The organism is Dehalogenimonas alkenigignens (assembly GCF_001466665.1).
GTDB classification, from domain to species: domain Bacteria; phylum Chloroflexota; class Dehalococcoidia; order Dehalococcoidales; family Dehalococcoidaceae; genus Dehalogenimonas; species Dehalogenimonas alkenigignens.
This window is the reverse complement of the sequence record NZ_KQ758903.1, coordinates 685,123-700,140: the sequence shown is the minus strand read 5'-3', so window position 1 is coordinate 700,140 and position 15,018 is coordinate 685,123. Positions and strand designations below refer to the sequence as shown.

Below are 15,018 nucleotides of genomic sequence, written 5' to 3'. Positions count from 1 at the left end.
AGGTTCCCATCAGATTCGCGCTTTTTGGATTCCGGAATCAAACGCTGAGCGCCTTTCTCCGGAAGCCCCCCTTCTGCTATAATCGGGGCATGGAAATCAAGTACCTCGGCCATTCCTGTTTCCGCCTCAAAGGCAAGAACACCGCCGTCATCACCGATCCTTACGCCCCGGAGCTCGGCGCCTTCGGCAAGCAGACGGCTAACATCGTCACTGTCAGCCACCAGCACAACGGACACAACTTTACCTCGGGCGTTTCCGGCGATTTCCGGATAGTCTACCGCCCGGGAGAATATGAAATCGGCGACGCCATCTTGATAGGTGTGCCGTCGTTCCATGATTCGGAAAAAGGCATCATCCGGGGCAAAAACACCATCTTCGTCATCTCTATGGACGACCTGGTGGTCTGCCACCTCGGCGACCTGGGCGAAATGCTCTCCGAAAGCCGGGTTGAAGAACTGGGCAAGGTTGATATTTTACTGGTGCCGGTGGGCGATATGAGCGCGCTTAATGCCGCCAATGCCGCGCGGCTGGTGCGCCAGATAGAGCCTGCCATCGTTATCCCCATGCACTACAGTATGCCGCAGATCAACCGCGAACTGGAACCGGTCGAACGCTTCCTGGGGGAAATGGGCGTCGCCGGCGTCACGGCCCAGCCCAAATTAAACGTTAGCCGGGGCAATCTGCCGCTGCCCACCCAGGTGGTTCTACTGGAAGCTGCGGTCTGACCTGTTCCCGATGATTCCGTCGTTGCTCAGGTTGAACCCCGGCGTCCGTTTCTCCCCCGGCGTCAAGACATTAATTTGAAAACAGAGAAATCCCGGCTGGATGTTTTAGGCTGCGCCGGCGATGCGGTTGCGCGCCAGTGATGCGGCGACTCCAGCCAGGCTGAGGACGGCAAACAGCGTGAAGGACGCTCTGAGGCTGTCGATGAATTCAGGCAGCACCGCCGCCGAGATCGGCACCCGCCCGATAATCAGGGCAAAGAGCAGCATGGCTAAACCCAGCGACAGCATCTGCCTTACCAAGCGCATGGTGCCGAGCGTTGAAGCGGCAACCCCGTAGCATTTCCGCTCCACCGCTCCCATGACCGCCGAGGTGTTGGGCGACGAGAAAAAGCCGAATCCGGCGCCGATAACCACCAGCGCCGCCATGAGATAAACCAGCGATGTATCCTGCCCGATGAAAGCCAGCATCAACAGGCCGGCGGCCGAAAGCGCCATGCCGCCCGAAGCAATCAGCCTGGGTTCCAGCCGGTCAGCCAGCCTCCCGGCAAAGGGCGAAATAAGCGCCATCAAAACAGGTTGGGCGACCAGGACCAGCCCCGCCGCCGCCGGGCTGAAACCCTTGGCGAACTGTAAATAGAGCGATAGCAGGAAGCCGACGGCGAAAGTCGCGGAGTAATTGATGAGCGCCGCCGCGTTGGAAAAAACAAAGACCGGGATTGCCCCGGAACAGGCTCACCTGGAGCAGCGGGTGCTTTATCCGGGTTTCAATCAAGATGAACAATCCCAGGCCGGCCCCGCCCAGGACAACCAGGATGACCCCGGCAGCATCCGGCATCTCGGAAAACCCGGCTATCACCGCTGACAGAGCCAGCCCGTAGATAACTGCGCCCTTCAGGTCGAAACCCTCGCCCGCCGCTTCCCGGAAATCAAGCTTGAGACTGCGGGACACCACCAGGAAAGCCGCCGCCGCCAAGGCGGCGTTTAAATGAAAATGAAGCGCCAGCCGAAAGCCTCGGTGATCAGGCCTCCCGCGGTGGGGCCGAGCGACAGGCCGGTGTACACCGCGGCGGCGTTCCAGCGCAAGACCCGGCCCCGCTGGGCTGGCGGGAAAACTGAGGTCAGTATGGCCACGCCGGTGCCGAACAGCATGGCCCCGGAAACGCCCTGGAGCAGCCGCAAGGCGATGAGCTGGCCGCCGTTCTGGACCAGCGCCGCCCCGAGGGATGCCGCCGCGTAGGCGCCCAGCCCGGCCGTGAAGATTTTCCGCCTGCCGGCGATGTCGGCCAGCCGCCCGAAGGGCAGCAGGAATACCGCCGCCGCCAGGATGTAAGCCGTGGCCACCCATCCCAGGGTCACGGCATCGAGGGAGAACTCGCGGCCGATCGGCGGCAGCGCGATGTTGACCGAAGAGCCCATGAACGGCGTCAGGAACGACGCCAGCAGCGCCGCGGCCAGTGCCGCCCGGCGCGCCGGGGCGCCGGTAACCGGCGGCGCGACGGGGCGAGACTGCATGTCTTATTTGGCGCTGGGGTCGTTCTGCATCAGGCCGAAGGGATTGCCTTCGGTGTCGGCGAAGTAAGCGAAGTACCCGATACCCGGCACCGCCTGGTCGGGGGAGACGCGTTTGCCGCCGGCGGCGATAATTTTCTTGGCCGCCGCCGCCAGGTTTTCGACGCCGATGGTGTTGACCACCTGCTTGATCGCCCCGTCGATGCTCATTATCGCCCCGTCAATGCCCGGCTCCTTGGCGCCGCCGGTGGTGATGTTCCAGTAATCCATCGGCCCGGCCCATTTCTCGATTTTCCAGCCGAAGGCTTTCTTATAAAATTCAACCGCCCGCTCCGGTTTGACCGCCGGAATTTCAAAATGGATGACCCTTGACATGGCAGCCTCCTTCTATTGTCTCTTTGCGCGCGTCTGCCCTGGCAGGCGCGCGGCATCTTTACCGCCCGAGACGAACCTCCCGGTTACCCGGCGCGGTGTTTACTTCCGCGCCGCCCCGATCAGGTCTCTCAGATTGGCTATTTTAAATTTTAGCATGTATTTTTCGATTCCCTTAATGATCCCCGTGAACATCGTCGGATTGACCAGCGCCGCCGTGCCGATTTCGACGGCCGACGCCCCGGCCATCAGGAATTCCAGCGCGTCTTCCGCCGTGGCGATGCCGCCGCCGCCGATGACCGGGATGCGGACCGCCCCCGCCGCCCGCCACACCATCGCCAGGGCGATGGGTTTGATCGCCGGGCCGGACAATCCTCCCGTTGTGTTGCCCAGAATCGGCTTTCGTTTATTGATATCGATAGCCATGCCGCGGACGGTGTTGATGAGAGAAATCGCGTCGGCGCCGGCGCCCTCCACCGCCCGGGCCAGGGCGGCGATGTCCGCGGTGTTGGGGGTCAGCTTGACGATGACCGGTAAAGACGCCGACGCTTTCACGGCGGCGGTCACCGCCGCCGCTCCCTCAGGGGTGGTGCCGAACTCCAGGCAGCCGGCCGCCACGTTGGGGCAGGAAATGTTGACTTCAAGCGCCGCGATGCCCGGCACTTTGTCCAGCCTGGTCGCGATCTCGGCATAGTCATCGATGCACTCGCCGGCGATGTTGACCATCACCGGCGTCGGCCAGGCCGACCACATCGGAGCGTATTTGTGGATAACAGCATCCGCGCCCGGATTCTGCAGACCGATGGCGTTTAAAAGCCCGTCCTGTGTCTCCATGATGCGGGGTTGAGGATTGCCGGCCCGCGGTTTCAGCGTGGTGCCCTTGCAGATAAATGCCCCGAGTTCGGCGATGTCATACAGCCTGAAGGGCTCGTCGCCGTAACCCGCCGTGCCGGAAGCGGCGATGACCGGGTTCCGGAGCTTTAAGCCCGGCAGCAGTTCGATCGACATGTCAGGCATCGGCAAGATTATAGGCGATTTTTAGTGTCTTTGCGAGGACTTGCCTGCTGCGGCAAGTGCCGGCAATCTCCACTACCTGTTAAATCCATAAATATTCGCCATATCTCGAGTGCCCGCCAAAGCGGGAATCCACGCTCAAAAATCCCGTTAGTTCTGAGCCTGTCGAAGGAAAAAACCGTCCTCTGGTCAGGCTGCCGAATTTGCCGGTAAGCCGCGCCCTTTATTCACCAAATAGCGGCTAATACGGAATAATCGCTGTTAAAATGAGTACTTATACTGATTGACCCGGCATGGGCAAAGCCTTATTGTTTAAGTATCAACGAGAGAGGAAAGTGTTAAATGGCTGATGATATAAACGACAAGAAAGCTGAACAGTCCAAAAGAAAGACCGCTGAATCTGTTGCCAGGTCGGTAAGAGAAAAAACCCAGCGGGAAGTACCGAAGGCTTGTCCCAGCTGTCAGAAACCCAGGTGGGATAAAACCGCCCGAAATACCTGATCCTTCACCGCCGCTTTCGGGCGGACCATCGCCGGGCGGCGCCGGATCTAGATGAAAATTGCCGCCAATCCGCCCACCACGGCGGCGGTGCCCGCCGCCTTTATCGCCGTTGATCTCCGGCTCAACTTCTCGACGATCATGAAACCCGGCGCGATGCGGCTGATGGCGGCTGAAGCGGCAAAGACCAGCAAAGGTTTGGCATTGAACACCGTGGAAGCCAGCGACACCGGGCCCAACTGGATCGTCCAGAAGGCCATAATGGTAGCCGTCGTCGCTATCACCTGATTCAGTACCGTCAGGTTGATCGCCTGCCGCCGATTTGCCATTGTCCTGATGCTGCTGAGCACCTCCCGCCTCAGGCAAAAGGCGAGTATCAGAATTGAGGCGACCAGGAAATCGATGCCGGCGTATGTCCAGAATGACATGTATTCCAGACCGTATTTATTGATAACGCTGGCCGCCGCCGCCAGGACGGCGACCCCCAGGAGCATGAACAGGGCTTTGCGGTTGATGCCCCCGCCGCCCGCCGCGTCCCACCTGGAAGAGATGACCGCCGCCCCGGCAACCACCGCCCCGATACCGAGCCACTGGCGCAGCCCAAGGTCTTCGCCCAGGAACACCGTCGCCAGCACAGCCACAAAAGCGGGTGATGTGGCCGTCAGCGGCGCCACCCTGGCGACGTCGACATTTTTCATCGCCTGGAGAATCAGTACCGATGCCCCTGACATCAGTATTGCCGATACAATCACTGCCCAAATCGGTCCCGGCCCGATGCCAGCCGGCAGCGGGAATGAAATCAGCATGATGCCGCCGGCCGGTAGAATGAAGATGCCGCAGATCAGGATATATGCCCGGGTGCCTGGCATCCGCCGCGACATGAAGTGGCTGTCCAGGATATTGACTAAGGCCGAAATGATCGTTGTTGAAAAAGCGAGGATAAACCACAGGGGTGACATCGGATGTTACCGTATTATAGACGCCCCGTTTCGGGAACACAATCGCGCCAATCCCCTCCCTGGCGCCTCTGCTTCCCTTTTGTCATTCCAGCGAATGCTGGAATCCACGCTAAAATCACCCGTACATCCTGAGCCTGTCGAAGGAAATACTTCTATCACCTCGCCCGCTTCGCCCATAATTGTCATTCCCGCGAAGGCGGGAATCCACGCTAAAATACCCCGTTCGTCTTGATCTTGTCGAAGGATGAACAGCCGCCTCTAGTCTGTCTTTGCGAGGAGCCAGTCGGCAGCCCGTGCCAACCTAATTGGCTCCGCCACCATTGTCATTCCACGCGAAAGCGGGGAATCCATCCACACATCGCCGTTCATTCTGAGCCAGTCGAAGGAAAAAACCCCTGTCCCCGGACCTGTCATTGCGAGAAGCGCAGCGACGTGGCAATCTCCTGTTCAGTTTAATACACCCCTCGCACGCCGCGTCCCTCGTTGTCATTCCCGCGAAGGCGGGAATCGATCACAAAGGAGCGAGACCCCACCAAAAAGGCATTGCTGACCTTGCGCACAAGCCGGTGGGCAATAGCGCAATGTGGGATGGTCCCACTTTCCCACTTTTTCCTTCCAGACCCCGCGGTGTTGTTGACCGAGGATAGCCGCCCCTGCCCTAAAAAATATATTTTCCACAAACCGCCAAAAACGACAGAACTCGCTTGACAACCCGCAGGAACGCTTGTGCTATAATACCCGGCGTGAATAGATATAGCACACTTGTACCAATTCACCCCGCCCTTGACCCGGCGCCTGCGCCTTGCTTTTCCGGCCTTTGGCTTAACCGCCGGAGCGCTTCTTGACCGAGCTGGTGACCAGCGGCATCAGGATGATCATCGAAAGCATGAACACCCACACCGCCCCACCGATGCGCTCGACGGTGGTGTACTCGCCGCCGAGCGTTGCCAGCAGGAACAGCGCCGAGGCGATGAGCGACAGGCTGGTATAGATGACAGAAGCCTTCATGCCGCTGCCTTCTCCCGGCGTACGGCCGGAACGAAACCCCGCATCCGGAGCGTGTTCAAAGTCACCGAGAGCGAACTGGTGGCCATCAGAAGCGCCGCCAGTTCGGGTGAGACCATCTGGTGGGTGAAGGGATACAGCACCCCCATGCCGATGGGTATAGCCAGCGTGTTGTACCCGAAAGCCCAGAACAGGTTCTGTTTGATGAGGCCGAGCGTTTTGCGCCCCACCTGGACAGCGGCGACGGCGTCGAGCGGGTCGTTCCTCACCAGGATGACGTTGCCCGTTTCTTTTGCGACATCGGTGCCGCTGCCGATGGCGATGCCGACATCGGCCTGGGCGAGGGCGGGCGCGTCGTTGATGCCGTCGCCGACCATGGCCACCTTGAAGCCGCGCGATTGCAGCTTCTTCACCTCGGCCGCCTTGTCCCGGGGCAGCACCTCGGCCAGAACGTTTTCGATGCCGGCCTGCCTGCCGACGGCGGCGGCGGTGCGGGTGTTGTCGCCGGTGATCATGTACACCTTGAGTCCCATCTTCTTCAGTTCGGCGGCAGCCCGGGCGGCGGTGGCTTTGAGCGTGTCGGCCACGGCGACGATGCCCAAAAGCTTCCCGTCCGATGCGACAAACATGGCTGTTTTGCCCTCGGATTCGAGCCTTGCCGCCTCGGATTCGAGCGAGCTAACGTCGACGCCGTTGGCTGCCATCAGTTTCCGGTTGCCCAGCAGGATAAACATGTCTTCGATCCTGGCGATGATGCCGTGGCCGGGTACCGCCTCGAACGATTCAGCGTCATCGGGTTCGCCGAACTTCTCCCGATACGCCCTGACGACAGCCTCGCCCAGCGGGTGCTCCGAGTGCTTCTCGGCAATCGCCGCCAGCCTTAAAACAGCGTCCGAATCGTTTGAGTCGTTTTTACGCGCGGGGACGATGTCAGTGACCGAAGGCTCGCCGCGGGTGAGCGTGCCGGTCTTATCAAACACCACAGCGTCGAGCCTCGCCGTCGCCTCCATGGCGTCGGCGCCCTTGAAGAGGACGCCGTACTCCGCCCCCTTGCCGCTGCCGGCCATGACCGCCGAAGGCGTCGCCAGGCCCAGGGCGCAGGGGCAGGAGATGACCAGCACCGTCACCGAAGTTAAAAGTGCAAAGCCGAAGACCCCAAGGCCGGTGAGGACATACGGCGTGAGTATCAGCCGGGTGTCAGGCGTAAACCACGCCTCGAAACCGATGAAGAACCAGAACACGAAGACAATGAGCGCTATGGCATGCACCCCGGCGATGAACTGCCCGGCCACTCTGTCGGCCAGCTTCTGGATGGGGGCTTTGGTCGTCTGGGCTTCTTCGACGAGCTTGATTATCTGCCCGAGGGCCGTCTCCCGCCCGACCCGCGTCGCCCGGAAGCGGAAGGCGCCGGTCTTGTTCAGCGTGCCGCCCAAAACCTCGTCGCCGGACTTCTTCTCCACCGGAATGCTCTCGCCGGTGACCATCGCCTGGTCGACTGCCGAGTACCCCTCGGCGACCACGCCGTCGACGGGTATGACCTCTCCTGGTCTCACCGCCACGACATCACCGACGAGGACGGCTTCGGCGAGTATCTCGGACTCGATGCCTTGGCGGATGACCCGGGCCAGCTTCGGCTGCAGCTTCATCAGGCGGCGGATGGACTCCGAGGTCCTGCCCCGCGTAACCGCTTCCAGATACCTGCCGAGGATGATGAAGGCGGTTAGAAGGGCGGCGGCCTCATAGAAGGTGGCTTCCCTCCCGCCGAAGCCGGCGTCCGGGAAGAAGGTGTTGATGACGGCGATGAGGTACGCCGCGCCGATGCCGGTGGCGTAAAGCAGGTTCATGTCGGTCAGGCCGCGCTTCAAGCCGTTCCAGGAATTGATGAAGAACTGCCGCCCAGGGCCGAAGACGATGGGCGTGGTCAGAAAGAAGAGGAAAACCTTGTTGTTCATCCAGGTCGGGACGATGTCTGAAAGGATCCAGTAAGGCTGGAACATGCCCAGCATGACCAGCAGGCCAAGTGTCCCGGCGATGGTGAGGTTGCGCTTCTGCCGGGAGATTTCCTCAGCGCGGGCGGCCTGCTCCCTGTCGAGGGAAGCCTGGCCTTCGATCTTCTCGGCGGCGCTGTAGCCCATGTCGCCGATGGCGGCGATGATTTCGGACAGCGGAGTGACGGTCGGCGAGTATTCTATGCGGGCGCTGCCGGCAGCCAGATTGACCACGGTGTTGGTGACTCCAGGCATGGCGGCAACCACGCGCTCGACATTCTTGACGCAGGCAGAGCATGTCATGCCGGTGATGGACAGCTCGGTGACCTCCAGCGAGGCGCTGTAGCCCATGTTCTCGACGGCATTTTTCAAATCGGCGAGAGAAGCTTGCATCGGATCGTACTCCACGGCAGCTTTGCCGGTGGCCAGATTGACCGTCACCGCGCCGACGCCGGGCACGCTCTTAAGCGCCCCCTCGACGTGGCGGACACAGGCGGCACAGGTCATCCCACCGATAAAGAGGGTGAGTGAGATCTTTTTCTTTGGTGTTGTCATTTCTGGTTGCCGAATACACGCCACTGAGCTGAGATGCAAGACTCAGGATGCTTTAGGAAGCGGGGTAACCGGCCGCGGTGACGTTCTTGGCCAGCGCCTCCCGAGTTGTCTGGTTTGGATCGAACTCAACCGTCGCCTTGCCAGCCGCCAGATCGACCGAGACGGCGGAAACACCGGCAATCTTTCTCAGTGCCATTTCTACATGGCGGACACAGCCGCCGCAGGACATACCTTTAATCGATAGGCTTGCTTTAACGCTCGCAGCCATGGCAGGCCTCCTTAACGTTTTACTGATTTACGTATGGCTTTCATAAGCTCTTTAATGTGCGCTTGATCGCTGCCGTCACCGGCGCGGATAGCCCCGGCGACACAGCCTTCGATGTGGCTTTCCAGTAGCTTCAGCGAAAGCTCCTCGGCGGCGGCGGACAGGGCAGTCAACTGCTGAACGATCTCCAGGCAGTAGCGGCCATCGGCGATCATCTTCTCGATACCTCGGGCCTGGCCCTGGATCTTCTTCAGCCGGCCGAGCAACAGATCTTTTTCGGCGGTGTAAAGGTATTGCCGACCAGGCTCGGCAGCGTGATCGATGTGCGTTGTCATATAAATGATACTATCATGGAGTATCATTTACGGCAAAATGCTCGCGATAATTCTCCGGTGGCCTCGTGGAATCTGAAAGATCATCGGTCGGGGATTTGGGGAATAACGGCAAGTTCAACTAAGATCCGGACGGCGGCGCCGCGGCTGTCTGAGCTAGCGTAGCTTCAAGTTCCGACCGAAGCCGTTCTTCCTCGAGCGACAGCGTTTCCCATTCCCCGGTGAGACGAGCCAGTTCGCTTTTAAGTGCCCGGTGGCGGTCGATTCGGGAGACGACGGACCGGGAGTCCTCGTATGATTCCGGGCTGGCGAATCCAAACTCGATGACTGCCGCTTCGGATTCACTCCGAGCAATCTCAGCCTCAATATCGACCAGCCGTTTTCGGATGGGGCTGACCTTGCGATTAAACTCGTTCCGCAGACCTCCGACGGCGGCCCGCCTTGCCCGCTGGTCTGTTAGCGAAATTTCGGGCACTGCCCGGCGGCTGTCCCGCTTCTCTTCGACCGGCGAAGCCGCCGCAGACTCCTGGTGATAGAGGTAGTCGTCGTAGCCACCGGAGAACACGACGGCATTGCCGTCCTTGACTTCAATGATCTTGTTGGCGACCTGGCGTATCAATGTTCGATCGTGGGTAATGAAACACAGCGTGCCGCCGTAATCATCCAGCGCATCGGACAATATTTCGCGGGAGAGTATATCCAGGTGGTTGGTTGGCTCATCCAGGAGTAAGAGGTTGACCGGCTGGGCCAGCATCTTGGCGATAGCTAGGCGCGCTTTTTCACCGCCGGATAAGACCGAGACCTGTTTTTGGATATCATCGCCGGAGAACAGGAAACCGCCAAGGATGGCCCGTAAACGCTGTTCTGTCTCGCCGGCGGCAGCCCAGCGCAGCTCTTCGAGGACAGTGTTACTCCGACCAAGGAGTTCCAATTGGTGCTGAGCATAGTAAGCGGCCGTCACGTTATAGCCTAGCCGTCGTTCGCCTCGGTCGAACGGGAGTACGCCAGCCATGATTTTGAGGAGGGTGCTCTTGCCGGCACCGTTTGGACCGATGAGCGCCGCCCGGTCGCCGCGGCGCAGCGTCAGATTGAGGTCGACATAGACCACCTTTTCGCTGTAAGCCTTGCGGATACTCTGCAGACTGATGACTTCATCGCCGGAGCGCGGCGACTCAGGGAAATTGAACTTAATTCGACGGGCCAGCCGCGGCACCTCGACCCGCTCCATCCGGGCCAGCGCCTTGATGCGCGATTGCACCTGCCTGGCTTTGGTGTTTTTGGCGCGGAAGCGCTCGATAAAACGGGCCTCTTTCTCGATCTTAACTGCCTGGCGGCCAGCCGCGGCTTCGAGCGCCTCAAGTTCAAGCCGGCGCGCTAAAACATAGTCGTCATGGTTGCCGGGGTAAACCGAGACTTTGCCGTTTTCCAGGACGACGACGCGGTGGACTACCCGGTTGAGAAAAGCCCGGTCGTGCGAAGTCAACAGAACAGCGCCCTGGTACTTCCCAAGGTAGTCTTCGAACCATATCTGGGTCTCCAGGTCGAGGTGATTGGTAGGTTCATCGAGGAGCAGCAGATCCGGGTTTTGCAGGAGTATCCGGCCAAGTTCAGCCCGCATCATCCAGCCGCCGCTTAAGGCTGAAAGCGGTTTACTGAAATCATTTTCCTTAAAACCCAGACCAGCCAGGATGGCTCGAGCTTCGTGCTCCAGATCGTAGCCGCCGCCGGCCTCGAACTTGGTTTGGAGTTCGCCCAGTTCTCGAAGGATTGCAGCCCGGTCATCAGGCCAGGCTTCGGTGGTGATTTCGTCCTGGAGCACCTTGATGCGGTGTTCGAGGGTTGCCATACGGCCGGCGCCGGCAATAACTTGCCCCAGCAGCGGGCGGTCCGACCGACTGTCTACGTCCTGGCGAAGGTAGCCGATGGTGATGCCTTTGGGCCGGGTGATGACACCTCCGTCAGGCTCGACGCCACCGGCGATGATCTCAAATAGCGTTGTTTTACCGGCGCCGTTCGGACCGATCAAGGCAGTCCGATCCCGCGCCCCGATGTGAAAACCGACCCCGCTGAAAAGACGCCGGGCGCCGAACGATTTGGATATGTTGTTCAGGTTGAGCATGGCAAAACGGAGACATTATAACTGCGGGCGGTCGATGTTTAAAATCTTTAGCACAAAATTATGGCGTAGGTGAATGAAAAACAATGAGAAAAGGCGGCCGGGGAGAAAATACCCCCAAGGGAATTCGAATCCCTGTTGACGGCGTGAAAGGCCGTTGTCCTAGGCCACTAGACGATGGGGGCGCGTGAAACGAAGTATAACAAATTAGCCCGGAAATTGGCAACCGACTGTAAGCGTCCAGTACATATTGGACTGCTCGTGGTTTTTCACGAAGTTATCCAGATAGTATCTCAAAGGCGGTACTTTGCCAATACCGCGGTGTGGTCTTTCGGCGTTGTACCACAGCAGGTATTCCATGAGGGAGCGATTGAAGACTGCAGGATCATCCAACTCATCGGAGTGCCAGTAGGCGAACTGCTCCTGGATGGTGCGGTTGAAACGCTCCAGATAGCCATTGGACTGGGGGTGTTTGGGGTAGTTGAAGAAATGCACCAGTCCCTTATCCTGGCAGGCCTGGGCGAAGTGCTTCTGGAATTCACTGCCGTTATCGGTCTGGACTCTAGCGACGGTGAAAGGCGTCACGGTGATGAGCTTATCCAGGAAATCGCGGCCGCGAGCGGAGGAATTGGAGGAGTAAGTATAGGCAAAAGCAAAACGGGTGCGCACATCAATGGCAGTGAACAGATAGCGTTTGAGGCCAGCGACAAAGAGATGGACGGTGTCCACCTGTACCAGGTCCCCGGGTTGGTGAGGATTGAAGCCCTTCCGGCGTAACTTCTTGACTGGTTGCCGTTCCCATTCTTTTAGACCGCCAGTCTGAGCGTTCATCAGAAGCCTGGTGGATTTGGGCAAGCTGCCGTGTTCTTTCAAATCGTGAATGATGCGGCCTACGGTTGATTCAGACACAGGTTTGATGCCAGCCGATTTACACGCCGCCACCAGAATAGGAGTGATAGTCACCTTATCAGCCTTGGGATGCTCGGTCCGGTACCGGATGATGAAGCTCCGGATGAATGGATCTACAATCCGCTTTCTCTTGTTGTGGGGTGCGCGGCTGCCGGGAGCCAAGGCGGAGAGCCTGCCACCGGCTTGCTTAAGTCCGTGCTTCCAGAGGTAGATCGTGGCGCGGCTCTTGCCAAAGGCGCTCTTGGTGGCTTCAAAGCCAAACTTATCACAGAACTCAATGATCTTGAGCCTTGCCTCGATCGCCTCCCGTTGAGGATGCTCCAGGATGTTATAGACATACTGCATGAACCGACTATAACCGCGTTTGTAGTAGCTTTGCACATATATCTGTTTCACCGGGACTCCTTTGATTCACCCTCCAAGGAGTCCAATATGTTTCTGAACTTTTACACCGACAGGCTCTCCCCGGGAGGATGATGGATCAGCCATGGTCTTGACACGACCAATAGGGTCTGCTAATTTTAATTGAAAATGATTTTCAATTAGCCACTATGACTAACGAACACTCCGTTTTCCAAACGCTCAAAGCGGCAGGTTACAAGCTGACACTACAGCGACGGGCCACTGTCGAAGCGGTTTGCGCCGCCGAAAACCCAATGACACCCCAGGCTTTCCATGCCGTCATATCCCAAAACCACCCCGAAATCGGGGTGGTTACTGTTTACCGCACCCTAGATATTCTGAAGCGGCTGGGTTTGCTGTGCCAATTCCAGCTGGACGGCACAGCCCAGCGCTTCAAGGCGGGATCGCTGGAGCACCACCACCACCTGGTTTGCCGCTGTTGCGGTGAAGTGGTGGATTTCGGCCGTTGCCCGCTGGAGCTAGAGACGACTTTAGAAAAGGAAACCGGATTCCGTATTACCGACCATCGGCTGGAATTCGCGGGAGTCTGCCGGGCATGTCAGGGAAAAGAAAACCAAGGACCGCAGTCGTTCTCAGGTAATACAGGTGAACCGGAATGAAATCCCGGGTCATCTTCGTGGCTCTTTTAGTCGCCAGCGTGGTTTCCGGCGCCGCCGGCTGCCGTCCCGGTATCGACGATAAAGCAATCGTCGTAACTTATTCGGTTCTCGGTTCAATCGTGAAGGACCTGGTCGGTGGCGAGGCAATCGTGACCGTCCTTATTCCTGACGGCTCCGATCCTCACCAATGGGAACCCTCAGCCCGAGACATCGAGCGGGTCAATAAAGCCGCCCTCGTCGTTCGAAACGGCCTCAGCCTCGAAGAAGGCCTGGAATCGACCATGGAGACCGCCAAAAATCATGGCGTCCGGATATTCACCGCAACTGACCATATCCAGGTACGACTCGTCGGGAAGGGCGAGGGAATCCCCGGCGGCGATCCGGACCAACAGGTCGGCGCCCCGGACCCGCATTTTTGGGTTGACCCGTTGGCTATGAAAAGCGTCGTTACCGCCTTGGCTATTGAACTCGAGGCAGCCCTAGGTATCGACGCCTCAGCCCGCGCTCGTAATCTTGAAGGACGACTTGAGGCTCTTCACTCAGAGATTTCCAGCTTGGTGGCTGTAATTCCCGAGGCAAACCGAAAACTGGTGACAGGCCACGAGTCTCTGGGCTATTTCGCCCAGCGCTATGGGTTCCAACTGATCGGCTCCGTCGTCCCCAACCTGTCATCTCAAGCCGGAATATCTGCCGCTGATCTGGCCACACTAATCGAGCTGGTGCGCTCAAATCAGGTCAAGGCAGTTTTTACCGAAACCGGTACTTCGGCGGTTGCCGTGCAACAGGTTGCCACCGCCACTGGGGCGGTGATTGTCGAACTTTCCCCCGCTAGCTTGCCACCAGACGGATCCTATTTTACCTTCATGCACCAGCTTGTTGTGAAGATCGCCGATGCACTCAGGTAGGAACACGCTTGCGTCATGTGATAGTATGCGATAAAGGTGATTCTGGATGTCTTTCGAACTGGGGCCGTTCACTATCCACCTGTACGGGCTGATGTTGGCACTGGGAGCACTGGCCGCCGTGGCCGTGGCTTATATCGAGGCCAAGCGTCGCGGCGAAGACCCGGAGCAGTTGTTCAACATGGCACTTATCGTTATCCCGCTTGGTGTTGTTGGCGCCCGGGCATACCACGTCATCGACCGCTGGGACTTCTACTCCGCAAATCCGAGCCAGATAATCGGCGGCGAGGGATTGGGCATCTTCGGCGCGGTTGCCGGCGGCGCCCTGGGCGTCATCATCTACACCGCCTGGAAGGGTCTATCGACGCTGCGCTGGTGCGATATACTGGCGCCGGGTCTAATCTTAGCCCAGAGCATCGGGCGGTGGGGCAACTACTTCAACCAGGAACTCTACGGCTATCCCACCGACCTGCCGTGGGGCATTCCCATCAGCCCCGAGAACCGACTGCCCGGCTTTGAGGAGTTCACCCATTTCCACCCAATGTTTTTCTACGAATCTTCATTGAACCTCCTCGGTTTTATCGCTTTGATAACCGCCGGGCTTAAGTTTAAAGACAGGCTCAAAGACGGCGACATCATGCTCATGTATTTCATCTGGTACGGCGTGGTGCGTTTCTTCCTGGAGGGATTCAAGCCAGAGGTCTGGACCCTGAGTGGTGTGCCCACCGCCCGCTGGATCGCCGGTGCCGCGGTAGTCATCGGTGTCACTTTGTTTTGGTACCGGTACCGCAGGACGAAAATCCAAAATTCGAATTTCGGAATTCGAAACAAGTCTGAATAAGTGAAA

Annotated in this window: 17 protein-coding genes and 1 tRNA gene; 5 read left to right on the top strand and 13 right to left on the bottom strand. The window is 58.8% G+C overall.

Going from position 1 to position 15,018, the window contains the following annotated elements; all coding sequences use genetic code 11:
- Window positions 1–89 precede the first annotated feature (89 nt).
- Window positions 90–725, top strand: a complete 636-nt coding sequence (locus DEALK_RS03750) for an MBL fold metallo-hydrolase (protein WP_058438841.1) — start codon at window positions 90–92, stop codon at window positions 723–725.
- A 105-nt stretch (window positions 726–830) separates the two neighbouring features.
- Here the strand turns inward: DEALK_RS03750 and DEALK_RS10365 are convergent, their stop codons facing one another.
- The 5 genes from DEALK_RS10365 to DEALK_RS03735 all read right to left on the bottom strand — a co-directional run bounded on the left by DEALK_RS10365 (window position 831) and on the right by DEALK_RS03735 (window position 3,623).
- Window positions 831–1,373 carry an MFS transporter gene (locus tag DEALK_RS10365; RefSeq protein WP_338032944.1) on the bottom strand — a complete coding sequence of 181 codons (543 nt, stop codon included), beginning with the start codon at window positions 1,371–1,373 and terminating at the stop codon, window positions 831–833.
- Window positions 1,255–1,698 carry a hypothetical protein gene (locus DEALK_RS10360; RefSeq protein ID WP_338032930.1) on the bottom strand — a complete coding sequence of 148 codons (444 nt, stop codon included), beginning with the start codon at window positions 1,696–1,698 and terminating at the stop codon, window positions 1,255–1,257. Before DEALK_RS10360 ends, DEALK_RS10365 begins: the two co-directional genes overlap by 119 nt.
- An 8-nt stretch (window positions 1,699–1,706) precedes the next feature.
- Entirely contained in the window at window positions 1,707–2,237 is a 531-nt protein-coding gene (locus tag DEALK_RS10355; RefSeq protein WP_338032929.1) for an MFS transporter, read from the bottom strand.
- 3 nt (window positions 2,238–2,240) lie between these two features.
- A complete protein-coding gene (locus DEALK_RS03740) occupies window positions 2,241–2,609 on the bottom strand; it encodes a VOC family protein (protein ID WP_058438838.1) in 369 nt (122 codons plus the stop codon).
- A 99-nt stretch (window positions 2,610–2,708) separates the two neighbouring features.
- Window positions 2,709–3,623, bottom strand: a complete 915-nt coding sequence (locus DEALK_RS03735; protein WP_058438836.1) for a dihydroorotate dehydrogenase — start codon at window positions 3,621–3,623, stop codon at window positions 2,709–2,711.
- A gap of 339 nt (window positions 3,624–3,962) precedes the next feature.
- On the opposite strand from DEALK_RS03735, the gene DEALK_RS10105 reads away from it, so the two are divergent.
- The gene (locus DEALK_RS10105) at window positions 3,963–4,121 is read left to right on the top strand and encodes a hypothetical protein (RefSeq protein ID WP_186007575.1); all 159 of its coding nucleotides are present in this window, start codon (window positions 3,963–3,965) and stop codon (window positions 4,119–4,121) included.
- A gap of 47 nt (window positions 4,122–4,168) precedes the next feature.
- On the opposite strand, the gene DEALK_RS03730 is transcribed toward DEALK_RS10105, so the two are convergent.
- The 8 genes from DEALK_RS03730 to DEALK_RS03695 all read right to left on the bottom strand — a co-directional run bounded on the left by DEALK_RS03730 (window position 4,169) and on the right by DEALK_RS03695 (window position 12,643).
- Window positions 4,169–5,077 carry an EamA family transporter gene (locus DEALK_RS03730; protein WP_058438834.1) on the bottom strand — a complete coding sequence of 303 codons (909 nt, stop codon included), beginning with the start codon at window positions 5,075–5,077 and terminating at the stop codon, window positions 4,169–4,171.
- 822 nt (window positions 5,078–5,899) lie between these two features.
- Entirely contained in the window at window positions 5,900–6,085 is a 186-nt protein-coding gene (locus DEALK_RS03725) for a hypothetical protein (RefSeq protein ID WP_058438833.1), read from the bottom strand.
- Complete coding sequence (locus tag DEALK_RS03720; RefSeq protein ID WP_058438827.1) at window positions 6,082–8,625, bottom strand: heavy metal translocating P-type ATPase; 2,544 nt, start codon at window positions 8,623–8,625, stop codon at window positions 6,082–6,084. Before DEALK_RS03720 ends, DEALK_RS03725 begins: the two co-directional genes overlap by 4 nt.
- Before the next feature lie 52 nt (window positions 8,626–8,677).
- Window positions 8,678–8,893 carry a heavy-metal-associated domain-containing protein gene (locus tag DEALK_RS03715; protein ID WP_058438825.1) on the bottom strand — a complete coding sequence of 72 codons (216 nt, stop codon included), beginning with the start codon at window positions 8,891–8,893 and terminating at the stop codon, window positions 8,678–8,680.
- A gap of 11 nt (window positions 8,894–8,904) precedes the next feature.
- Complete coding sequence (locus tag DEALK_RS03710) at window positions 8,905–9,225, bottom strand: metal-sensitive transcriptional regulator (RefSeq protein WP_058440029.1); 321 nt, start codon at window positions 9,223–9,225, stop codon at window positions 8,905–8,907.
- A 118-nt stretch (window positions 9,226–9,343) separates the two neighbouring features.
- Window positions 9,344–11,341 (bottom strand): ABC-F family ATP-binding cassette domain-containing protein, encoded by a 1,998-nt coding sequence (locus DEALK_RS03705; RefSeq protein WP_058438823.1) that lies wholly within the window; start codon window positions 11,339–11,341, stop codon window positions 9,344–9,346.
- Window positions 11,342–11,450: 109 nt separating this feature from the next.
- Window positions 11,451–11,523: transfer RNA gene (locus DEALK_RS03700), tRNA-Glu, on the bottom strand.
- Window positions 11,524–11,545: 22 nt separating this feature from the next.
- Window positions 11,546–12,643 carry an IS481 family transposase gene (locus DEALK_RS03695; protein WP_058438821.1) on the bottom strand — a complete coding sequence of 366 codons (1,098 nt, stop codon included), beginning with the start codon at window positions 12,641–12,643 and terminating at the stop codon, window positions 11,546–11,548.
- A 155-nt stretch (window positions 12,644–12,798) separates the two neighbouring features.
- Here DEALK_RS03695 and DEALK_RS03690 point away from each other — a divergent pair, with 155 nt between their 5' ends.
- The 3 genes from DEALK_RS03690 to lgt are packed head-to-tail and all read left to right on the top strand — an operon-like array spanning window position 12,799 to window position 15,012.
- Complete coding sequence (locus tag DEALK_RS03690; RefSeq protein WP_058438819.1) at window positions 12,799–13,269, top strand: Fur family transcriptional regulator; 471 nt, start codon at window positions 12,799–12,801, stop codon at window positions 13,267–13,269.
- Entirely contained in the window at window positions 13,266–14,174 is a 909-nt protein-coding gene (locus DEALK_RS03685; RefSeq protein ID WP_058438817.1) for a metal ABC transporter substrate-binding protein, read from the top strand. Before DEALK_RS03690 ends, DEALK_RS03685 begins: the two co-directional genes overlap by 4 nt.
- 46 nt (window positions 14,175–14,220) lie before the next feature.
- Entirely contained in the window at window positions 14,221–15,012 is a 792-nt protein-coding gene (gene lgt / locus DEALK_RS03680; protein ID WP_058438815.1) for a prolipoprotein diacylglyceryl transferase, read from the top strand.
- The last annotated feature ends 6 nt before the right edge of the window (window positions 15,013–15,018 follow it).